Source organism: Pseudoalteromonas sp. SR44-8 (assembly GCF_014163635.1).
GTDB classification, from domain to species: Bacteria; Pseudomonadota; Gammaproteobacteria; order Enterobacterales; family Alteromonadaceae; genus Pseudoalteromonas; species Pseudoalteromonas rhizosphaerae.
The window spans coordinates 1-23207 of record NZ_JACJDS010000028.1; the positions used below are offsets into that span (position 1 = coordinate 1).

The following is a 23207-nucleotide window of genomic DNA, read 5'->3' on the forward strand; positions in this document are numbered from 1 at the left end:
ACCTAGAACCTAGAACCTAGAACCTAGAACCTAGAACCTAGAACCTAATTTATAAAAGGCACTTTTTTGCAACGCATTTATATTAGTTTATTCACAGTCGTTTTATTGCTCACTTTAGTGGGTCAAGCGGTTGCGTCTGTAACTATGAGTTGTGATATGCCACACATGAGTCAACCGCAAGCAACTATGGCTGATAGTAGTGATATGCATCACGACATGTCTGCGGGTATGATGAACATGGATTGTTGTGACGATGACGCAACCGCTAATCAAGAGTGTGGTTGTCCAATGAGCGCCTGCAGTACTCACTCAATGTTAAACATGAGTGTGTTAGTTACCGTTATACTGACGACGTCTGAAAAAGTACAACTTTATATCCCGCAAAATCAACATCGTATAGCCAGTTCACTGTATCGCCCTCCTATGCCTGCTTAATTGCAGGATAGGTGCGTCTAAAATTTACCTAAATCACCTTTTCTGCCCCTAAATTTAGTTGTCTTTTAATTTTAGTGGAGTAAGTGATGAATCACTTCGCAGTATTTAAAGTCAGTTTTTTAGCGCTTATGCTAACAACTGCAATTCCAGCACACAGTAATGAATTAAGCCTTGATGAAGCGCTCAGCTATGCACTTGATAATGAGCCATGGCTAACCGCCAGCAAATATCAACAAGCTGCTATACAAGCACAAAGTTTAGCGGCAGGCACACTGCCGGATCCAGTATTAACGGTGGGCTTAATGAATTTACCCACCGACGGTTTTGCTTTTGACCAAGAAGGCATGACCCAATTAAAAGTTGGCGTGAGCCAAATGTTTAGCCGTGGCGATAGCTTAGCGCTTAAGCAGCATGCGTTAGCGCAGTCAGCGCAGCAATATCCTTGGCTACGAGCCGACAGACTCGCTCAAGTAAAAACCATTGTTATTGAATCTTGGCTCAATGCATATCGTGCCCAGCAAAGTATTGCGTTAATTGAGCAAGATAAAGCATTGTTCTCGCAACTTATTGATATTACTGAATCGAGTTATGCCAGCTCAGTAGGTAACACCCGCCAACAAGATATTATTCGAGCGCAGCTAGAGTTAACCCGCCTTGAAGATAAATTAGTGATGTTAGAGCAGCAGTTCGAAAGCGCGAAAAAGCGTTTATCGCAATGGTTACCAATCAACATGTTAACTCAGCCTGTCAGCGCAAAACGTCATGATATAGCGCCTTTAGTTGATTTTGCGCAGCTTGAATTTGCACAGTTGATGCCATTATTAATGGCGCATCCAGCGATTGTCGCGCTTGATAAAACAGTAGCGGCTAAACAAACAGAAGTTGAGGTGGCAAAACAAGGCTATAAACCGCAGTTTGGGGTAAATATGGGCTATGGTTATCGCGATGATACGCCAATGGGGGATTCCCGAGCGGATCTGTTTTCAGTTGGTGTGAGTGTTGATTTACCACTATTTACTGATAACCGCCAAGACCAACAAGTTAATGCGGCGATAGCTATGGCTGAGGCGGTGAAAACTCAAAAACTAATTGCATTACAAAAGCTACAAGGGATGTATTTTAAAGAGTTTAGTCAGTTGCCCCAATTAGCAAAGCGTGATGCACTTTATCAAACTAAATTATTGCCACAAATGGCAGAGCAAGCACAAGCTACATTAAATGCTTATACCCGTGATGATGGTGACTTTTCAGAAGTAATGCGCGCCCGTATCAGCGAACTGAATGCCAAAATTGATGCGTTAAATATAGAGATTGATCAACAAATTATTATTGCTCGCCTGAATTATTACGCTAGTAGCAAAGATGCTGCTGTGATGGTTGAGCAATTAGCAGGAGAGCACCGTGAACACTAATTTAAAATTGCTTATCGCAGTACTTATAGGTGCAGGAATATCTGCTAGTGGCTTGTATTTTTTTGGTAGTAGTACAGAACCCGAGGTGATCAGCGCAGAGAAAAAACCATTATATTGGGTTGCGCCTATGGATAGTAATTATCGCCGTGATGCACCAGGGCTTTCACCAATGGGGATGGACTTAGTACCTGTGTATAGTGAAGTAGCTGACAACAATCAAGATGGTCCCGGTGCAGTGACAATTTCCCCTGCTGTTGTTAATAATTTAGGGGTTAGAACGGCTAAAGTACAGCTCAAGGCACTGCAAAGTGAAGTAAAAACGGTGGGCTACGTACAATACAATCAAGATCAGTTAGTGCATATTCACCCGCGTGTAGAAGGCTGGATAGAAACGCTGTACGTTAAAGCCGCTGGCGATCAGGTAAAACAAGGGGAACCGCTGTATACCTTATACTCTCCGCAACTGGTAAATGCTCAAGAAGAATTTGTACTGGCTGTTGATCGTAATAACACCGTGCTTATTCGTGCAGCCAAAGCGCGCTTAAAAGCATTGAATGTGTCGGATGGTTTTGTCGATCGCCTACAAGTTAATAAAAAGGTGATGCAAAATATTACCTTCTATGCTCGCCAAAGTGGTGTGGTTGATGAACTTAATGTGCGCGAAGGTTTTTATGTCAAGCCAGGCACCTCAATGATGAGTATTGCTCAACTTGATGAAGTTTGGGTAGAAGCCGAAGTATTCGAGCGGCAAGCGCAGCTTATTGAAGTCGGTTTACCGGTGACTATGACTCTAGATTATATTGCCGGACAAAGCTGGCGCGGTAAGGTCGATTATATTTACCCAACATTGGATGCCAAAAACCGTACTTTGCGGGTGCGTTTACGCTTTAATAATCAAGATCACCAACTAAAACCGAATATGTTTGCGCAAGTAAGCATCCATGCTAAAGCTGCTGAGCAACAACTTATAGTACCTAAAGAAGCGGTGATCCGCACCGGTTCCCAAGACCGTGTTGTTATCGCTTTAGGCGAAGGACGCTTTAAATCGGTGGCCGTCGAACTGGGCCGCAGTGATAGCCATAACGCCGTTATTTTAGCGGGCGTTAAAGCCGATGATGAAGTGGTGACGTCAGCGCAATTCTTGTTAGATTCAGAATCCAGCAAAAGCTCTGATTTTAAGCGCATGCAAACACCAGAAGCTACCACTAGCGTGTGGGGCAAAGGAGTCGTTAATAGTGTAATGGCAGGTCACCGTATGGTGAATATCAGCCATGACCCAATTGAAGAGCTCGATTGGCCTAGTATGAAAATGGACTTTACGGTTGCCGATAGCGTTGATTTTCAAGCGCTACAAGCTGGGCAAACACTGCATTTTGAGTTGACTAAAAAAGCCGATAGCAGTTACATGATTAGTGGCATTCATATTATGGATTCCACCCATATGATGAGCGAAGCACAAAATATGGCGACCGTAACAGGTACTATCAACAGCATTGATAAAGCCCAGCGCACTGCCAATATTAGCCGTGGTGCAATTGAGAAATGGCACCGAGATCCGGCCACTATGGACTTTATGTTTGCTGAACATATTGATTTAAGTAGCCTTGAGCCGAAGCAACAGCTGACATTTACTTTTAGTGTGCAAGATGGTGAGTTCGTGATCCAGCGTATCGATACTGAATCAAGCATGCGAACTAGTGACAATAGCGCCATGTCATCGCATAACGGACATTAGGAGGCTTTATGATAGCAGCAGTTATTCGTTGGTCCGTTACCAATCGCTTTTTTGTATTATTGCTAACAGCAATACTCATTGGCAGTGGTTTATTTGCGGTAAAAAATACCCCAGTTGATGCCTTACCTGATTTATCCGATGTGCAGGTGATTGTAAAAACCTCATACCCAGGGCAAGCGCCACAGGTGGTGCAAGATCAGGTTACTTTCCCACTTACCACCGCGATGCTCTCAGTACCCGGGGCGCAAACAGTACGTGGTTTTTCATTTTTTGGTGATTCCTACGTATATGTCATCTTTGATGAAAACACCGATCTTTACTGGGCTAGAAGTCGAGTGCAAGAGTATTTAAGTCAAGTAGCAAGCCGCTTGCCCGACAGCGCAACCGCAGAGCTGGGCCCAGATGCCACCGGTGTAGGTTGGATTTATTTATACGCGCTGGTGGATAAAACCAATCAGCACGACATTAGCCAGTTACGCAGCTTGCAAGATTGGTTTTTAAAGTTTGAATTGCAAACCGTACCAGGGGTGTCAGAAGTGGCCTCAGTGGGCGGTATGGTGAAGCAATATCAAGTCAATGTAGAGCCAGATAAACTGCGTGCTTATGGTATACCACTGAGTTTAATTCAAACCGCAATTAAGCAAGGTAACCAAGAAATGGGCGCTTCGGTGGTGGAAATGGCCGAAGCCGAATACATGGTAACCAGCACCGGTTATATAAAAAGCGTCGCTGATTTAGAGGCAATTCCACTTGGGGTGAATGCCAACGGCACACCGCTGCAATTACGCGATGTAGCCGATATTCGCCTTGGGCCACAAATGCGCCGTGGTATTGCTGAGCTAAACGGCGAGGGCGAAGTAGCTGGTGGCGTAGTAGTTATGCGCTATGGCGAAAACGCACAAAAAACCATAGAGCTTGTGAAAGCAAAACTTGAATCACTCAAGAAAGGCTTACCTGATGGGGTAGAAATTGTGCCTGTGTATGACCGCTCTAATCTGATCAAAAATGCAGTGGATAACCTCACCAGCAAACTATTTGAAGAGCTAGTGGTAGTGGCGCTTATCTGCATCGTATTTTTGTTCCATGTACGCTCGTCCTTGGTGGCAATTATCACTTTACCGCTGGGAATATTAACGGCATTTATCATCATGTATTGGCAAGGCATAAACGCCAATATAATGTCGCTCGGTGGTATTGCTATCGCCATTGGCGCGATGACCGACGGCGCGATTGTAATGATCGAAAACATGCATAAACACATGGAAAAAACGCCACTAACCGATGAAAACCGCTGGCAAGTTGTCACCGATGCTGCCATTGAAGTCGGTCCAGCGCTGTTTTTTAGCTTAATGATTATTACCGTGAGCTTTATGCCAGTGTTTATTTTAGAAGCCCAAGAAGGCCGGATGTTTGCTCCGTTAGCGTACACTAAAACCTATGCCATGGCCGCATCTGCGGGCTTGGCAATCACTTTAGTACCGGTATTAATGGGTTACTTTATACGCGGCAAAGTTATTTCTGAGCAAAACAACCCAGTAAACCGCTTGCTAGTGAATGCTTACAAGCCGCTGCTGAACACGGTTTTGCGGTTCCCTAAAATGACTTTAGTACTGGCTGTGGTGGTCGCTGTTATTGGCTTTTATCCGGTCAATAAAATTGGCAGTGAGTTTATTCCGCCGCTGGATGAAGGCGATTTAATGTATATGCCGACGACTTATCCTGGTTTATCGATTGGGAAAGCGCGCGAGATTTTACAACAAACCGATAAGCTCATCGCCACAGTGCCAGAGGTGTTAACCGTGTTTGGTAAAGTCGGCCGGGCAGAAACAGCAACCGATCCTGCGCCACTGACCATGATTGAAACCTTTATTCAGCTCAAGCCAAAAGATCAGTGGCGCGAAGGCATGACCTTAGACAAGTTGAAAAAAGAACTCGACGGCTTAGTGAAGTTTCCAGGCCTGACTAATGCATGGGTGATGCCGATCAAAACTCGTATTGATATGCTGGCAACTGGGATTAAAACCCCTGTGGGCATTAAAGTTGCGGGACCAAATTTGAGCGAGATTCAAAAAATTGGCCAGCAGATTGAAGTGTTACTTAAAGATGTACCCGGCACGGCTTCCGTTTACTCTGAGCGAGTAGCGGGTGGGCGTTATATCAAGGTCGATATCAACCGTGAAAAAGCCGCCCGTTACAGCTTAAATATTGCCGATGTGCAGCAAGTGGTTGCCACCGCAATTGGCGGCATGAATGTAACCGAAACGGTCGAAGGGCAAGAGCGTTACCCGGTAAACTTACGTTATCCGCAAGACTACCGGGATTCGCCCGAAGAACTGATGCTATTGCCAATAGTCACCCCTGCAGGGCAACGCATTGCTCTTGCCGATGTGGCTGACGTATTTATTGAAGATGGTCCGCCGGGCATAAAAAGCGAAAATGCCCGCTTAAACGGCTGGAGCTTTATTGATATTGATGGCATTGATATTGGTAGTTATGTCGACAATGCGCGCAAAGTGCTTGACGAAAAGCTAGTGCTACCAGCAGGTTATTCAATAACCTGGGCAGGGCAATATGAATACATGGAACGTGCGAAAGAAAAGCTCGCCTATGTATTACCACTGACCTTAGCGATTATAATTGTGTTGTTATACCTCAACTTTAGAAGCTTTGTAGAAGTGGCAATTATAATAGCAACCTTACCGCTGGCGATGATCGGAGGCATCTGGTTAATGTACTTAGAGGGCTTTAACTTCTCAGTCGCCGTGGGGGTGGGCTTTATTGCCCTTGCTGGGGTCGCGGTGGAAATTGGCGTGATTATGCTGGTGTACTTAAATCAAGCCTACCAAGAAAAGTGTGCTCAAGCCAAGCTAGCAGGTACAACGCTTAGTTTTGCGGAGCTTAAACAAGCCATAGTCGAAGGCGCAGGCCTGCGAGTACGCCCAGTGATGATGACAGTCGCCACTATTATAATCGGTTTGCTCCCTGTACTTTACGGCACAGGCACCGGCAGTGAAGTAATGAGCCGCATCGCCGCGCCGATGGTCGGCGGTATGTTTAGTGCGATTGTATTAACCTTGCTCGTATTACCCGCAGTGTATTTGTTATGGCGAAAGCGGGGCCTAAATTCGTAAGTTGAATTAAAAATACAGAGTCCATCAAACTTTGTTTGACCATAGTCGCAGAATCTCGTAAAACAGGTACTGCGACTACCTCACAATTTTTGTAGGTCAATAGAGTCATTAAGGAGTACACAGGTAAATGAGTTTATATTTAAATATCAACTTTTTGCCCCATAGCTTTCCCAAAGCGTTAGCGCTTTGGGAGTTGGCTGATTTTAGTAACGGCTTAATTCAGCATGAGCAGTTAACTAAGTTAGTTAATATTAACAAAGGCACAACCATAAAAGTTGAAAACTTTATTAAGAGCAAAGCAAAAGATATAAAAAAATCTGATATTTTTCAATTACACATCCTGAGCCAGATATAAATATACAAGCAACGCATTATATCAATTTTGGACACCTTTCAGATTGGCACATAGATCAATTAATCATAACGGGGTTTGATAATTTAATTCAAGCTCGAGACATTTGGTGGGAGCCATTGTTAAATCATCCTAATTTTTTAATGGCGCGTTTGATGGACCAAGATTATGACGCGAAACAAAATGATGATTCAGTATGGGGTTATGAGTTAAGCGGTTGGCCTCATGAGCATTTACCTAAAATAAGCAATGGGCTGCCACCGCCATTAGATGAAACAATTATTGATACCCGAGTAAACCCAGGTCATTGGCGATTTAAACACGGTTATATAGAAGGGGTAGCCGCGCAAATGTGGCTAGGGGATGCATTTTTTAAAGCGGTTAATCTTGAAAAGTCTGTTTTAAACGGTGTGCCTTGGTTAGAAGTGAACGAATTAGCTAATGGCGTAGTGCATTTAAAGGCGAATGACACAGAGTTCAACAACGATCAAGGTGAACAACGAGAGCTGCAAATTAAGTTACGTAAACTATTATTTAGTCACTCAACCTATACAGATGACGCTGATTTTACATTGCTGCAAGAGTTTAACCCTTTGGATCAATAACGTAGCAATTTAAACGTGTTATTGCGGGAGCTACGAGGTTAATTAAGGACGACTGTAGAGTGAATAAGAATTTAGAAAAGTTTTTACGAAAACGTAATCAGGCAATTAATAATCCAAGAAAATATAAAGATATTTATTTGAATAATATTGAAGAATTATATTTTTTTATTCAATATGGGCATACTCAACGCGGTACTTTAAAAAATGAAATATTACCAATCTCTGATTGGGAGATGTTAGATTCAGAATTGTCAATTCCGTGTAATTATTACGAAATGGATGCGCAAGCTAGTTTTGTAGAGAAGCGTAAGTTAGATTTTGATAAATTAGCGTTTTTTTTACAGTATGGCTATTATGGAAACATAATAACGTATTCTCGGAAAAAACGTTTTTTACTTCGTTTTTCTCGCGAGCCTGTCGGTTTAGTTTCGCCTACTAGCGTATTCCACCTCAGCGTCGCTGTAATATTATATAACAATGATTATGCCAGCCACTTTTATAAGCTGGTTACATGAAGCATTGGGTTAATAGATCGAAAAGTCATATTGGTGATTTTATTATCTTGTTGTTTGATAGGGTCAAGGGGAGCAATACGTTAAAACCGATCGTAGATGACTTTGCTTACCAAGCTATTTTAGAGAACTGGGATAGTACTGACTTAACAAAAATCACCACTTATCTTAATCAGTTATGTGACGATCAAGTCGCTCAGGTAGCATCACCACCGAGTAAGATGTTTTTTGAGTTTGACAATATGAATTGGCAATTTACACCTTATGCTGCACTTATGCTGTTAACGCTAAGAGCACAACATGGCCTTGATAATCCTGATTTTGAGCACCCTGGTTTTGGCAATGTTACTGCTTTACTATTAACGGCGCCTGTAGCGCCTCAAAAAGATGACGTGCTTGAACAGCTAGTTGCCAAGTTGCATGAGCAAGGCTTTGATGAAAAAGCATTGTTAGTCTAGTTGTGGATTTCAACTTGCGATATAAAAGAGCCGAAGGATATTGTTTAATCACGAAAGTCGATTTGTATTTTTATGCATGGTATGGAGTATTTATGAAGGCTTATATTATCGTAGGTTTTGTTGTTTTATCTTCTTTATTTTTTTTATGATTTTACAATTTATTTAATCACTGTTTCGAACCGTTTGATTATGAATTTAAAGGTGAACAGCTTGCTACTTTCGAGCTAAGAAATTCTTACCTCTATGAATTTGCAAAGGATTATAAGTTGTCATTTATTTTAGTTCTGCTTGGTGATGAGGAGGTAAGTGGCAAACTCTCATTTACTGGGCGCCTTCTCCATTTGGAAAATAGCTTCATTCGTAAGTTATTTTCAGGTCATGATGGTGAATTCTACTTTTTTGTTGATTTTAATGGTAGCAAAGGCTTGATTGATCGTAAGAGCGCTAATGATATAGGTATTGTTTTTGTGAATGGGTTAAAATGAAAAGTGCGAATTTATCCAAAATAAAAATATAGCCTAAACGCCCCTAAAGCATTAGCTTTTAGCCTGTCCTAGAGTTTCACCCTATAAAAATTACCCTATGACTTGTAACTTATACGAGTTTGGGTGATTTACTTTCAATATCTCTCTGTTTTAATTTAACTTTTTATTGGCACGTTTTACGCAGGAGTATGGTTACTAGGGTTAATTAAGGAACGCACATGCAAGTTAAAACAATACAAGAAGTGTACGACTGGACTGTACTATTTCATACCCAAATGGCGGCAAATTTTTTTAGTCTCAGAGACGATTTAGCAGAGCATAACCAAATGCTGGCAGACTATTTTGTTAAGTACGAAAAAAAGTTGGCTGAGGATTTAGTTGGTTTTAAAGCCATCACGGAGATCAATACCTTAGATACTTATTGTTACGAGTACTTTGCTGAAAACTCTGAACTGATTAATTTTACAGATTTAAACCGTGATACGCGTGTTGATGAGCAAGCCATGCAAGGTTATATATCAGATCAGCATCAAAAGGTGATCAATCTTTATCAATACTTACTTAGTCGTGCAGAAACGCCAACAGGTAAAGAGAAACTATCTCAATTGCTGGAGCTTGAACATCAAGGATTAAAGCAAATGATGCAAAGTGCTAATCGTCATATGGATATGTAATAGAAGATCTAATTTGGATAGCGCATGCTATCCAAATTCAGCCATGTCTGTAAATCACACAAAGTCGATTAAAAAGCCTACTTTCTTCAAATATTTTTGCTCTTGTTGTAAATCAGCATGAAGCAAGGTTTGTTCATTGAGCCAATCAGCTGGGAACTGCAATAGCATACTATTGCCTTTTACTGACACTGCTAACTCTTGATGTTGATCGTTAAGGCGTTTTTGATTTAATAATATAGCTAGTCTGAGTAATACAATTAATTGTAATATTTGAAAGTGGGGCACCGAGAGTAAAGTTGGAAATTCTTCTAAACGAATTTTTTTACGGTAAAACCGTATCATACAGCTTAATAATGTTTGCTGTTGTTGAGTAAATCCTGGCAGCTGACTATTTTCAACAACATAAGCACTATGTTTGTGTAAGCCTGATGAGTTAATACCTAAACCCACTTCGTGTAATTGCGCTGCCCACACTAATAATTGATGATTATCTAATGAGTCGAGCTGCCATTCTTTTTGTACTTGTAGGAATAACCAATCGGCAGTATTTGCAACACGTTGTGCATGTACTTTATCTATTGTGTTTCTTTCGCTTAAATTAGCTATGGTATTGGTGCGTATATCTTTAAGCGCTAACTTTTGCTGCATTTCATGCAGTAAACCTTCACGTAGTGAAAAGTCGCTGTAATCCATTTCGGTAATATTAAACAGCTGAAAAATCGCGAGTAAAATAGCTAAGCCACCGCAAATACTTACTTGACGCTCCGGGCTTAAACCTTCAATAAGTAAGTTATCGATAGTTTTAGCGGCTATAAACTGAGTTTTAAGTTCGAGCAATCGCTCCTGTGTGATATTTTTTTGTTCAGGGTCATTAGCGTTGATCATGGCTAATATTGATTTAATGGTGCCTGACGTCCCCACTACCGATTGCCAGCCTGCGCTGACGTAATTGGCAAAAATAACCTCAAGTTCTTGCTCTGCTTTTATTTGTGCTTTGCTAAAGCGCTTATCGTTAATAATACCATCGGCAAAAAATTGCTTGGTATAGCTTACGCAGCCCATATTACGGCTAGAGAGCAGCTTATGTTTAAAATGCTTGCCAATAATTAGCTCGGTACTACCGCCGCCAATATCAATAACTAAACGGTTTTCATCGTGATGAACATAATGAGCAACACCTTGATAGATTAAGCGGGCTTCTTCTTGACCTGAGATCACATCAATATGATAAGGAAAAACTCTATTTGCCTGAGTTAAAAATGAATTAATATTTTTAGCTCTTCGTAATGTATAAGTTGCAGCAATTTTTACATTGCTCGCAGGGAAGTCTTGTAGCGTAGTAGCAAACTGCTTTAATATCGTTAATGCTCTATCGATAGCCATTTGACTTAATTGGTTTTTTTCATCTAAGCCATCGGCTAAGTAAACGCGTTGTTTTTCTTTGTGGAGAATTTGCAAAGAGCCATCCACTTCTCTTGCGACCACTAAATGAAAGCTGTTTGAGCCTAAGTCAACCGCAGCTATTGAGGGATAATCATTCATTATTGTAATTGCCTTCCCATTTTTTTAAGTGATCATAAATAGCTATTTGCGAACGTATTTTTTTACGATTACCGCGTCTAACATAATGATTTTTCTGTTCGCTATCAATGATTCTCGCTTTGGTACGATCTTTAAATTGCAGTTCAAGTACGTCAACAATGAGTTGTTTTAGTTTTTCATCATAAATAGGCACGCCAACTTCAACTCGATGATCAAGATTACGTGTCATCCAATCTGCAGATGAAATATAGACTTTTTCATCCCCATTATTACCAAAGATCATAACTCGCGGGTGCTCTAAAAAGCGATCGACGATACTAATTACCCGAATGTTGTCGCTAAAATTATTGAGTCCTGGCACTAAGGAACACATACCACGGACAATAATGCGAATTTTAACACCGCTACGAGCGGCCAAGTACAAACAATCAACCAGTTCTTTATCTACTAAGTTATTTATTTTTAATGTTATTTTACCGGTGTGGCCATTTTCAACATGGGTTATTTCTTGGTGAATTAAACCAAGCAACAGCTGTCGAGCGTTCACTGGCGAAATCATCAAATGTTCGAACATAAACGGTTTATAACTGCTTTCAATAAACTTAAATACGCTATCACTTTCGTCACAAATACCTTGATGTTTAGTAAATAAACTAAAGTCTGTATAAATTTTGGCGGTTTTTTCGTGAAAATTACCAGTGCCAATGTGCGCGTACTTTACTATTTGACCTTTTTCACGACGATGAATAATACATAACTTACTGTGTACTTTAAGAGCTGGTATACCAAAAATAACTTTAATACCTGCGCCACTGAGTACTTTTGCCCACTCAATATTATTTTGTTCATCAAAGCGTGCTTTTAGCTCCACCATAACGGTGACTTTTTTGCCATTTTTTGCCGCGTTGATCAGTGATGAAATTAATCGAGATTTACTCGCAACACGATAAATGTTTACTTTAATTTGTGTTACTCGAGGGTCAAATGCTGCTTGGCGAACATATTCCAGTAGATGATTAAATGTATGATATGGATAATAAAGTAGAATATCTTGCTGACTAATTGCAGCAAACACACTGGCATGATTATTAAATGCTGTGCTTTGCAAAGCCGGTAATGATTTGTTTTCTAAATATTGCCGACCAACATTGGGAAAACCAATAAAGTCTCTAAAGTTACGATAGCGACCACCGGGGATCAACGCATCGTGATGAGTAACACCTAAGCGTTTTTTCATTACTTTGAGCATTGGCTCGGGCATCGCTTGGTCGTATACTAAGCGCACCGGCTCGGCATAAATACGCTGTTTTAGGCCCTTAGACATCTTATCTAAAATGCCTTCTTCTAGTTCGTCATCTAGGTTGTATTCTGCATCACGGGTCAGCTTGATTGCGTAGCCTTGGATCTCAGTAAAGCTAAAAAAACTGCTAAATACGTCACTTAAAAAAAACAAAATAATGTCATCTAACATCACAATGGTTTTATGACGACGGGTTTTTTCGGGTGGTAAAATTACAAAGCGTGGTACGCGATCGGTAGGGACTTCTAACATCGCATAATGACTTTTGTCGTTAAACATTTCGACAAACAAGTACGTCATTGTATCGTTAATATGATCTGAGAAGTCTTTATTTTCATCTAGCATTATAGGCGATATATGCTGTAATACATTGTCATGAAAAAATATTTTTAGCCAGTTAATATGAAATTCACTAAGCTGCTCGGGACGGTCAACATGAATGTTGTGGGTATTTAAATCATCGAGAATTTGCTGATGAATAACGTTAAATTTTTTACCAAGCTGCAAAACCTTTTGCTGAATTTGGGTCAGTAAAATTTCATCTTCATCAAAATTAGTATCTGGTAGTTTATTTAATAGAATACGTCGTTTTACATCGGCAACACGGACTCTGAAAAATTCATCTAAATTGTTTGAGAAGATCCCCAAAAAACGAATACGTTCAATAATTGGGTTATTTTTATCTTTAGCTTCTTGTAAAACGCGATCGTTAAAAGACAGCCAACTTAACTCTGGGGCAAAATAATTAATCGTTTGAGACGCATCAGCGCAGGCGTTCATATTCTATTCCTTGGATAGCAACTGAACAAAATATAAAGTAATTAGATGACATAAAAATGACAAACATGTCACTTTTGTGACATGTTTATCTAGCTATAAGAGATGAATTTTAGCTGTGGCTTAAGCGTCTTCAATATCAACAATTAAGTCGGATGTAATTGCTTCGAGTGCAGCAACAACTTCGTCTTTATTCATGCCTGAAGGCAAGGCAACAGTTGCTACGGCGCTGAAAATTGGTAGTCCCCAGTTTGGTGCGCTTTGCTGCTTAGAGTTTAAGTGAGTGATATTAGCCCCTTTGTGACGCAATACTCCTGCAAGTTCTTGAATAATACCTGGTCGGTCATTACCAGTTATCACAAAATTAAGCTGTTCAGCAGGTGTGTCTGGTAGTTCATGCGCGCCTGTTTCAATCCGTACTTCTAATTGTGGTAAGCCATGCAATGCGTCTTGTAATTCTTGCAGATGCTCTGCTGGCACAGCTACTTCAATGATGCCAGCAAAGTGACCGGCTAAATGGCTTAAGTTACTGGTTAACCAGTTACCATTATGATTTAAAATTGCAGATGAGATGTCTTCTACAAGTCCTGGACGATCTTGTCCCAAAATAGTTATAACCAATTGCTTCATATAGATAATTCCTAAAGAGTGCCGTAATTAAATAATAAATGCCCAGGCATGAAATTATTGTTATATTAAAAAGAACCGGATTGAGTATTGACTCAGTCCCCAAATTTGTCCAATTTTTTTGCCAATAGTTCAATTTAAAAACAGTAAAATAGTGTGAGTTTACAGTCTGAATTATCTAAACTTTTGTTTATCAATAATAAAGCACTAAGTTGAAAGTTTTTCAAGTTATTGAATATAAACATTGTTTGTTTTTTTATGATGAATACCACAACAAAGTCTTAGCAATTATGACGTTTGTAACAATACTGTCATCTTGGTGAAATATAATCTATCCAACGTTAAGATTTATAGGTGTTTTGATGACTTCCAATCCGAATAAACCGTCTTTTAATACGGATAGAAGCCGTCTATTTAAAGATCGGTTTGCCAAATTTAGCATTACCGCTGGCGGTATTATGGTATTAATAGCTTTGCTATTGATATTCTTCTATTTATTGTATGTTGTGCAACCTATTTTTGAATCAGCGAAGGTAGAAACGCGCGATAGTTTTGCGCTTAGCGATGCTGAACAAATTGTTGGCTTAGGTGTTGAAGAGCAAACAGAAATTGCTTTTTTACTGAGCAAACAAGGTAAGGTTGATTATTACAGTGTTGAGAAAAAGGGCTTTGGTAAAAAGCTTGCTAGCTTAGTTGTGCCACTTGACAGCGAAGTGAGTAGTTTTGCAACCAGCGCGCCATTTCAAGGGCATTACGCATACGGACTAGAAAATGGTTCGGTGATGATAGTGTCACCTAAATTCTTAGTTACCTTTCCTAATAACGAACGTAAATTAACCCCACGTTTGGGTTATCCACTTGGTGAAAAAACATTGCAGGTTGACGACAATGGTGCTGCCATTAAACAATTTGCATTTAGTCATTATGAAGATAAAACCGCTGTTGTGGCACAAACGGCTGACAAACGTGTGATTTTTAGCAGCTTTGTTGCTGAAGAAAACATGTTCAGCGGTGAAGTTGAATGGGTTGTAGAACGCACTGAACTTGATGTTGAAGGGCGCGTAGACCAACTCCTAATGTCGCCAGATACCACCCGTACTTTTGTTCGCTCAGCAAATCAAATTTATGTTTACGATACTCGCAATCCAAGCGAGGTTGAGCTGATCCAAATGCTTGCGGCGAATGAAGAAAATGCCAACTTGGTTTCGGCGCAATTATTAGCCGGAGCTAACTCGCTGATGCTAGCGAATGACAATGGTGAAGTTTCGCAGTGGTTTGAAATTAATACTGACGATGGCCGTGAATATCAAAAAATACGCGCGTTTGAAACCTCAAAGCAGCCTAAGCTAGATATATTCACTGAGTTTTATCGCCGTACGTTCTTTACCACCAGTTCTAATGGTGAGTTAGGCGTGTATTACACCACCAGTGAAGCAAAACTATGGCAAGGTAAAATCAGTGAAGGTCCGATTGAAAACTTTGCTATTGCACCACGCTCAAATGCGGCACTTATTCTAGCTGATGACAAATTAACCGTGGTTGAAATTCACAATGAACACCCTGAGGTGACTTGGTCAGCCTTGTGGCAAGAAGTGTGGTATGAGGGTTATCCAGAGCCGGGTTATATTTGGCAATCAACGTCTGCCGGTGATGACTTTGAAGCTAAGTTTTCTTTAGTGCCAATTTCATTTGGTACTATAAAAGCTGCTTTATATGCGATGCTATTCGCAGTGCCGATTGCGCTCTCTGCAGCAATTTATACCGCTTATTTTATGTCAGGTCCATTGCGTAAAGTAGTCAAACCAACGGTTGAAATAATGGAAGCATTACCAACCGTAATTTTAGGTTTTTTAGCAGGCTTATGGCTTGCGCCGTTGATAGAAGAGCATTTACCTGCGATTGTTGGCCTGTTATTTATGCTGCCGCTGGGGATTTTAGCGACCGCATTTGCGTGGACTAAATTACCAGAAAGCTTTCGTCACCGTGTTCCTGAAGGGGCTCACTCAATCTTACTAATACCAGTATTGTTACTGATTGGTTGGTTAGCCTTTGCGATGAGCGGGGTGGTTGAGTTGTGGATGTTTGACGGTAATGTTCGCCAGTATTTGACTAACGAATTGGGTCTGACTTTCGATCAACGTAATTCACTGGTAGTCGGTATTGCGATGGGTTTTGCGGTTATTCCGACTATTTTCTCTATCGCAGAAGATGCTGTATTTAGTGTGCCTAAGCATTTATCAAACGGTTCATTGGCGCTAGGCGCAACACAATGGCAAACCTTGGTTAGTGTGGTGTTATTAACCGCCAGCCCTGGTATTTTCTCTGCGGTCATGATGGGCTTAGGCCGCGCCGTAGGTGAAACGATGATTGTACTAATGGCAACGGGTAATACGCCAATAATGGATTGGAGTATTTTCCAAGGTATGCGTACTTTGGCCGCGAATATTGCAGTAGAAATGCCAGAATCGGAAGTGGGAAGTTCACACTATCGGATCTTATTCTTAGCCGCTTTTGTATTGTTCATATTCACCTTTATTTTCAACACAATTGCTGAGTTTGTGCGTCAGCAGTTGCGTGATAAATACAGCTCGATGTAAGTGGGAGACACGACATGTTAAAGCAGTGGTTTAAGTCAGGTTCTCCTTGGATATGGATGACAGGTGGTGCAGTAAGTATCAGTTTGATTTCTGTCTTAGGGTTATTAGCAATGATTGCTTGGAAAGGGTTAAGCTTTTTCTGGCCATCACAAGTAGTGCAATTAGAGCTACAAGGCTCGGTTGCGCAGCAAACCGTAATTGGTGAAATATACGACCGTGAAATGGTGCCTAAGTCTCGTCTTGAGGCAACCGGTGTTGATTTATCTGGTTATGATAAAGAGCAACTAGAGCGTTATTTAATTAAAACCGGTAACCGTGAATACGTTGATTTAGATTTTCGTTGGGTGTTAGAAACCGACATAAAATCAAATACCATGCCTGCGACCCTAGCTGTATTTGAGCGCAGTAAAAACGGTAACTTCTATGGCTACGTTGAACAGGTAATAAAAGACGGCCAAGTGATTACCGATAATAAAACTGAAGTATTAGAAGAATTAGTTGAACGTGCCGTTGAGCTTAATGAGCAAGCTCTTGATTTGCAAAACGGTGACATTGGTCATATTAACTATCAATTAGAGCGTTTACGTTTACAAGAGAAATCGTATTTACTTGATGATGCATTGACCGATGAACGAGTGGCTGAGCTTGCGCAACAGCGTGCAGATCTAAGAGCCGAGTATGGCGTACTTGAAAAGCAATTATTTGCACTGCGCAAACAAGCTAAGCGTGATCAGGTAACCGTAAAAGATATGCGCGGTGAAATTGTTACTTTGCCTTTATATCAGGTTTTGGATTTTTGGTTTCCTAATGACATGAGCTTTGTTGCAAAGCTAGGTCACTATTTTGTTCAACTAGGTAAATTTGTTTCAGATGATCCGCGTGAAGCTAATACCGAAGGTGGTGTATTCCCGGCAATCTTTGGTACTGTTTTTATGGTAATGTTGATGGCTGTAATCGTAACGCCGTTTGGGGTTGTAGCAGCTATATACTTACATGAATATGCGGCTAAAAATGCGGTTACCAAGATGATCCGTATCGCGGTCATTAACTTGGCTGGTGTTCCTTCAATTGTTTACGGTGTATTCGGCTTAGGATTCTTTGTTTATGTATTAGGTGGCAGTTTGGATCAATTGTTTTATCCAGAAGCCGCACCTAGTCCAGTATTTGGTACTCCAGGGGTACTTTGGTCTGCTTTAACGCTTGCTATTTTAACGCTGCCTGTGGTGATTGTATCAACCGAAGAAGGCTTATCACGTATCCCAAGTACGGTTCGTCATGGCTCTTTAGCACTGGGCGCAACGCAAGCTGAAACGTTATGGCGTATTATCGTGCCAATGGCCAGTCCTGCGATTATGACCGGTTTAATATTAGCGGTAGCGCGTGCTGCCGGCGAAGTTGCACCATTGATGCTAGTGGGTGTGGTGAAAATGGCACCGACATTACCGCTCGATGGTAACTTCCCGTATTTTCATCTAGATCGAAAGTTCATGCATTTAGGTTTTCATATATACGATGTTGGCTTCCAAAGCCCAAATGTTGAAGCGGCGCGTCCGCTAGTGTATGCCACCGCATTCTTATTGGTATCAGTAATTATTACACTGAATATCACCGCGATAGGCATACGTAACCATTTACGTGAAAAATTTAGATCGCTTGATCAATAATTAGTAAAGATTCTATAGGTAACAAACATGATTACAGTCGCTCCACAAGTAAACCAATCAAGCACGAGTTTGAAATTGGACTTAGACAATTTAAGCACCGAGCAAACGGCACTCGAGATCAAAAACTTAGATCTTTACTATGGTGAAAAACAAGCGCTTAGCTCAGTGAATATGAATATTCCAAAAGGCCAAGTAACCGCATTTATCGGACCATCAGGGTGTGGTAAATCTACGTTATTGCGCTGTATTAACCGTATGAATGATCTGGTTGATATTTGCCGTATTGAAGGTGAAATTTTACTACACGGACAAAACATCTATGACAAAAAGGTAGATGTTGCAGCGCTGCGTCGCAATGTTGGTATGGTATTTCAGCGTCCGAACCCGTTTCCTAAATCAATCTACGAAAATGTGGTTTATGGCCTACGCTTACAAGGTATCAAAGAAAAACGTAAATTAGACGAGGTGGTTGAACAGTCACTGCGAGGCGCGGCACTGTGGGATGAAGTAAAAGATCGGCTTCACGATAGCGCATTTGGTTTGTCAGGTGGTCAGCAGCAACGTTTAGTGATTGCACGCTCTATCGCCATTGAGCCTGAAGTATTATTACTCGATGAGCCAACATCAGCATTGGATCCTATTTCAACACTGGTAATTGAAGAGCTTATCAACGATTTAAAAAATAAGTTTACCGTTGTTATCGTAACCCACAACATGCAACAAGCAGCGCGGGTTTCTGATCAAACGGCCTTTATGTACATGGGTGAATTAATAGAGTACTCAGATACCAATACGTTATTTACTACCCCAACGAAAAAGAAAACGGAAGATTATATCACCGGTCGTTACGGCTAGGCTGAGTCAAACTGTTTTTGGGTTACGTTAGCGATTTTGATAAGAAGGTAAACAATGGAACACAATATTAATAAGCATATTTCTGGCCGCTTTAACCAAGAGCTAGAAAACGTTCGTAACCATGTATTAAGCATGGGTGGCTTAGTTGAGCAGCAACTTAATAGCGCGCTTGATGCGGTAAGTAATGGCGATGCTGAGTTAGCGCGTAAAGTGCGTGAAAACGACTATAAAGTAAACGCCATGGAAGTAAATATTGATGAGGAATGTACCCGTATCATTGCTCGTCGTCAGCCAGCTGCAAGTGATTTACGCTTAGTGGTCGCGATTGCTAAAACCATTGCCGATTTAGAGCGTATTGGCGATGAGGCTGAGCGTATTGCTAAAGTTGCGCTAGATTCATTTACTAAAGATCAGCAAGATTTATTAGTTAACATCGAAAATATGGGTCGCCAAGTTTCAAAAATGCTGCATGATGTACTCGATGCTTTTGCACGTATGGATGTACAAAAAGCATTTGAAGTACACAAAGAAGATGCCAAGGTTGACCGTGAGTATGAAGCAATTACTCGTCAAATTATGACCTATATGATGGAAGATCCACGTTCAATTCCAAAAATTATGGATTTAGTTTGGTCGGTACGTTCATTGGAACGTATTGGCGACCGTTGTCAAAACATCTCTGAATATATTATTTACTTTGTTAATGGCAAAGATATTCGTCATACATCTCAAGAGGATATAGAAAAATCGTTATAGATTTTTTGATACCGTCTTGTTTTATTAAAGCGGCCAATGGTCGCTTTTCATGTTTTCGTTATAATTATAATGCTGTAGCGGCAGCTGTGATGTAATAAAAGCATTCACAATCGCGGTGAATGCTGTAAAATTCACGCCGCAAAGCATACTAATTTGATTTAAGGGTCAGTTATGCCTACAAACGCATTTTTAGGGGTATTCGCAAAATCTCCTATAAAGCCAATGGAAGATCACATCAAGAAGGTACATCAAGCAAGTAAAGCTTTGATCCCTTTTTTCAATCATGTATTTAAAGAAGAGTGGCAACAAGCAGAAGAGATTCGCTTGAACATTCGTACTTTAGAACGTGAAGCCGACGACATGAAAAGAAATATACGTTTACAATTACCGCGCGGTTTATTTATGCCGGTAGAGCGTACAGATTTGCTCGAACTCGTCACCCAGCAAGATAAAATTGCTAATAAAGCAAAAGACATTGCTGGTCGTGTAATTGGTCGTGAGATGACCATTCCAAAAGAAATTCAAGTTAACTTTTTAGCCTATGTAACTCGCTGTGTTGATGCAACTAAACAAGCATCAAACGCAATCAATGAGTTAGATGAGTTACTAGAAACTGGTTTTAAAGGTCGTGAAGTGACCTTAGTAGAAAAAATGCTCGTTGAATTGGATGCAATTGAACAAGACACGGATGATATGCAAATCATAATACGTCGCCAATTACGCGACGTCGAAGATGAACTCAATCCTGTAGATGTAATGTTTTTATATAAAATCATCGAATGGGTCGGCGAGCTTGCGGATATCGCAGAACGCGTTGGTTCGCGTCTTGAGCTGATGTTAGCTCGGTAATTTACACTCAGTTCAATAACGAAAGATTAGGGTTACACAATGGATATCATTGCATCTTATGGCACGGTATTAATTTTAATTGCCGCAGCAGTCGGTTTTTTTATGGCTTATGGTATTGGCGCGAATGACGTTGCTAATGCGATGGGCACATCGGTAGGTTCAAAAGCATTAACTATTAAACAAGCTATTTTTATAGCGATGATTTTTGAATTTGCAGGCGCCTACTTAGCTGGCGGCGAAGTAACATCGACAATTCGTAAAGGCATTATCGATTCTACGCCGTTTTTAGACCTGCCAGAACTTATGGTATTAGGGATGATCTCGGCATTATTTGCAGCGGGTAGTTGGTTGCTAATAGCTTCATTCTTAGGTTGGCCGGTATCAACCACGCATTCAATTATTGGCGCTATCATCGGATTTGCCTTAGTTGCAGTTGGCAGCGAAGCGATTCAATGGGACAAAGTTGCAGGTATTGTAGGGAGTTGGATTGTTACCCCGGCGATTTCAGGGTTTATTGCCTACTTAATATTTATGAGTGCGCAAAAGTTAATTTTTGACACCGATGCGCCACTTAATAATGCCAAACGCTATGTGCCTATTTACATGGGTTTAGCCGGTTTTATCATGTCTTTAGTAACCATCAAGAAAGGTTTAAAGCACATTGGTATTAATTTAGGTGCTGTTGAAGGTTATGCATTAGCAATCGGTATTGCTGTTATTGTTGGTATTATTGGTAAAATCGTTATTTCTCGGTTAAAGATTGATCCAAAAGCCGATAAGAAAATGCAATTTAATAACGTTGAGAAAGTATTTGCTATCTTAATGGTATTAACCGCATGTTGTATGGCATTTGCTCATGGTTCTAATGACGTGGCTAACGCGATTGGTCCGTTGGCTGCAGTTGTAAACATTGTTGAAAATAACGGTGAGATAGCTAAGCAAGCGACAATCGCATGGTGGATTTTACCACTAGGTGGTTTCGGTATTGTTGCAGGCCTTGCAATTTTAGGCAAAAAAGTAATTAAAACGATTGGTGAAGGCATTACGCATTTAACACCAAGTCGTGGTTTTGCTGCTGAATTAGCTGCTGCTTCTACAGTTGTAATTGCATCGGGAACAGGCTTACCAATTTCTACTACACAAACCTTAGTTGGCGCGGTATTAGGGGTAGGTATGGCACGTGGAATTGCTGCACTTAATATGGGTGTGATCAGAAACATTGTAGTTTCTTGGGTAATTACATTGCCAGTTGGCGCTGCCCTTGCTATTGTTATTTTCTACATACTGAGAACTGCCTTTGGAGTTTAAATCCAGCAGTCTTTAAGTATTACAGACTTTTAGCTTGAAAAGATCTCAACGCCCTTGGTGTTGGGGTCTTTTTATTTGTGGGTACAAAAAGTATGACGAACTTACCAAGTATTAAACAGCTGCAGTATTTATTGGCAGTTCATCAGCATCAACATTTTGGCCGCGCCGCAAGTGCGTGTTTTATTGGTCAATCAACACTCAGCAGTGCAATTCAAACCCTTGAAGAAACACTCGGTTGCCAACTCATAGAGCGTGAAAATCGTAGTTTGATGTTCACAGCCATCGGCGAAGAAGTGGTAGAGCGGGCACGCAAAATTATTGACGATACGCTAAGTGTTAGAGAGCTGACTAAAAGCCATTTAACACCGCTAAGCGGTACGCTCACCCTCGGAGTTATTCCAACGATTGCTAGTTTTATTGCGGCACCTCTATATCACCTTTGTCAGCAACAGTTTGCTGATTTAGAGTTGGTACTGGTTGAAGACACCAGTGATAGCTTGTTAGATAAACTCGAGCATGGCCATATCGATATGGCGCTATTGGCACTACCTTACGATACTGATAAATTTCATACTCAAGTACTCGCGCAAGATCACTTTTGCTTAGTACATCATAAAGACTATTTACCTGCTAAGAATATAGAAGATTTTAACTTGTTACCGGAAGCCAGCGTGTTCTTATTAGAGCGAGAGCATTGTATGACAGGGCACGCATTAAGTGCTTGTCATTTAAATCGTTCAAGCTGTATCAATCCGTTTGAAGCGGCGAGCTTACACACCTTACTTAGCATGGTTGAGCACCAGTTCGGTGTGACTTTTTTACCGCAAATGGCGATTAACGCGGGTATTTTAGCGAACAAAAACATGCTTGCCACTCCCTCACAAAGTGACGCATACCGCGATATTGGCATTTTATGGCGCAAAACAACTGGTCGTATTCGAGATTTTCGTTTATTTAGCCAAATGCTAGAAAGCTTTTTAAAGCAGCAATGTCGCTTAATGCCAATCGACTTAAATATTTAACCATTCTAGCGAGCTAAATAAAGCGCTAACTGCGTTATAAATTTTTCATGTAGAACAACTATATGTCAAAATTTATGCCTTGTTATCACTCCATTTATCTGTCGCTATAAA

Annotated in this window: 20 protein-coding genes; 17 read left to right on the forward strand and 3 right to left on the reverse strand. The window is 40.7% G+C overall.

All coding sequences use genetic code 11. The annotated features are described in order from the left end of the window. Positions 1 to 66: 66 nt before the first annotated feature. From H5183_RS14445 to H5183_RS14490, 10 genes are all read left to right on the forward strand, one after another. Positions 67 to 435 (forward strand): hypothetical protein, encoded by a 369-nt coding sequence (locus tag H5183_RS14445; protein ID WP_182719192.1) that lies wholly within the window; start codon positions 67 to 69, stop codon positions 433 to 435. Positions 436 to 521: 86 nt separating this feature from the next. Next, entirely contained in the window at positions 522 to 1847 is a 1326-nt protein-coding gene (locus H5183_RS14450; RefSeq protein WP_182732004.1) for a TolC family protein, read from the forward strand. After that, on the forward strand, positions 1837 to 3582 hold the full coding sequence (locus tag H5183_RS14455; RefSeq protein ID WP_182732005.1) for an efflux RND transporter periplasmic adaptor subunit: 1746 nt from the start codon (positions 1837 to 1839) through the stop codon (positions 3580 to 3582). The genes H5183_RS14450 and H5183_RS14455 overlap by 11 nt, the downstream gene beginning before the upstream one ends. Positions 3583 to 3590: 8 nt before the next feature. Further along, complete coding sequence (locus H5183_RS14460) at positions 3591 to 6713, forward strand: efflux RND transporter permease subunit (protein WP_182732006.1); 3123 nt, start codon at positions 3591 to 3593, stop codon at positions 6711 to 6713. 127 nt (positions 6714 to 6840) lie between these two features. Further along, on the forward strand, positions 6841 to 7068 hold the full coding sequence (locus H5183_RS14465) for a hypothetical protein (protein ID WP_182732007.1): 228 nt from the start codon (positions 6841 to 6843) through the stop codon (positions 7066 to 7068). 152 nt (positions 7069 to 7220) lie between these two features. Continuing rightward, complete coding sequence (locus H5183_RS14470) at positions 7221 to 7670, forward strand: hypothetical protein (RefSeq protein ID WP_182732008.1); 450 nt, start codon at positions 7221 to 7223, stop codon at positions 7668 to 7670. A gap of 59 nt (positions 7671 to 7729) precedes the next feature. Further along, positions 7730 to 8185, forward strand: a complete 456-nt coding sequence (locus tag H5183_RS14475) for a hypothetical protein (protein ID WP_182732009.1) — start codon at positions 7730 to 7732, stop codon at positions 8183 to 8185. Then, on the forward strand, positions 8182 to 8640 hold the full coding sequence (locus tag H5183_RS14480; RefSeq protein WP_182732010.1) for a hypothetical protein: 459 nt from the start codon (positions 8182 to 8184) through the stop codon (positions 8638 to 8640). Before H5183_RS14475 ends, H5183_RS14480 begins: the two co-directional genes overlap by 4 nt. Positions 8641 to 8906: 266 nt before the next feature. Further along, entirely contained in the window at positions 8907 to 9125 is a 219-nt protein-coding gene (locus tag H5183_RS14485) for a hypothetical protein (RefSeq protein ID WP_145238198.1), read from the forward strand. Positions 9126 to 9343: 218 nt separating this feature from the next. Then, positions 9344 to 9799: a hypothetical protein gene (locus H5183_RS14490; protein ID WP_145238201.1), complete on the forward strand. Its 456-nt coding sequence runs from the start codon at positions 9344 to 9346 to the stop codon at positions 9797 to 9799. 54 nt (positions 9800 to 9853) lie between these two features. On the opposite strand, the gene H5183_RS14495 is transcribed toward H5183_RS14490, so the two are convergent. From H5183_RS14495 to H5183_RS14505, 3 genes are all read right to left on the reverse strand, one after another. Continuing rightward, positions 9854 to 11341 carry an exopolyphosphatase gene (locus H5183_RS14495; RefSeq protein ID WP_145238204.1) on the reverse strand — a complete coding sequence of 496 codons (1488 nt, stop codon included), beginning with the start codon at positions 11339 to 11341 and terminating at the stop codon, positions 9854 to 9856. Next, complete coding sequence (gene ppk1 / locus H5183_RS14500; RefSeq protein WP_145238207.1) at positions 11334 to 13421, reverse strand: polyphosphate kinase 1; 2088 nt, start codon at positions 13419 to 13421, stop codon at positions 11334 to 11336. Before ppk1 ends, H5183_RS14495 begins: the two co-directional genes overlap by 8 nt. 120 nt (positions 13422 to 13541) lie before the next feature. Continuing rightward, positions 13542 to 14048: a glycine cleavage system protein R gene (locus H5183_RS14505; RefSeq protein WP_145238210.1), complete on the reverse strand. Its 507-nt coding sequence runs from the start codon at positions 14046 to 14048 to the stop codon at positions 13542 to 13544. A 359-nt stretch (positions 14049 to 14407) separates the two neighbouring features. Between H5183_RS14505 and H5183_RS14510 the strand changes: the two genes are divergently transcribed. The 7 genes from H5183_RS14510 (at position 14408) to H5183_RS14540 (ending at position 23096) form a co-directional block, all read left to right on the forward strand. Next, entirely contained in the window at positions 14408 to 16642 is a 2235-nt protein-coding gene (locus H5183_RS14510; RefSeq protein WP_145238213.1) for an ABC transporter permease subunit, read from the forward strand. Between the two features lie 14 nt (positions 16643 to 16656). Next, positions 16657 to 18306: a phosphate ABC transporter permease PstA gene (pstA, locus tag H5183_RS14515; protein WP_145238216.1), complete on the forward strand. Its 1650-nt coding sequence runs from the start codon at positions 16657 to 16659 to the stop codon at positions 18304 to 18306. Positions 18307 to 18333: 27 nt separating this feature from the next. Next, positions 18334 to 19161, forward strand: a complete 828-nt coding sequence (gene pstB, locus H5183_RS14520; RefSeq protein ID WP_145238219.1) for a phosphate ABC transporter ATP-binding protein PstB — start codon at positions 18334 to 18336, stop codon at positions 19159 to 19161. Positions 19162 to 19215: 54 nt separating this feature from the next. After that, on the forward strand, positions 19216 to 19917 hold the full coding sequence (phoU, locus tag H5183_RS14525; RefSeq protein ID WP_064668157.1) for a phosphate signaling complex protein PhoU: 702 nt from the start codon (positions 19216 to 19218) through the stop codon (positions 19915 to 19917). A 171-nt stretch (positions 19918 to 20088) separates the two neighbouring features. Then, on the forward strand, positions 20089 to 20766 hold the full coding sequence (locus H5183_RS14530) for a TIGR00153 family protein (protein WP_145238222.1): 678 nt from the start codon (positions 20089 to 20091) through the stop codon (positions 20764 to 20766). A gap of 39 nt (positions 20767 to 20805) precedes the next feature. Then, positions 20806 to 22074, forward strand: a complete 1269-nt coding sequence (locus H5183_RS14535; protein WP_145238225.1) for an inorganic phosphate transporter — start codon at positions 20806 to 20808, stop codon at positions 22072 to 22074. A gap of 92 nt (positions 22075 to 22166) precedes the next feature. Continuing rightward, positions 22167 to 23096 carry a hydrogen peroxide-inducible genes activator gene (locus tag H5183_RS14540; RefSeq protein WP_145238228.1) on the forward strand — a complete coding sequence of 310 codons (930 nt, stop codon included), beginning with the start codon at positions 22167 to 22169 and terminating at the stop codon, positions 23094 to 23096. Positions 23097 to 23207: the final 111 nt, after the last annotated feature.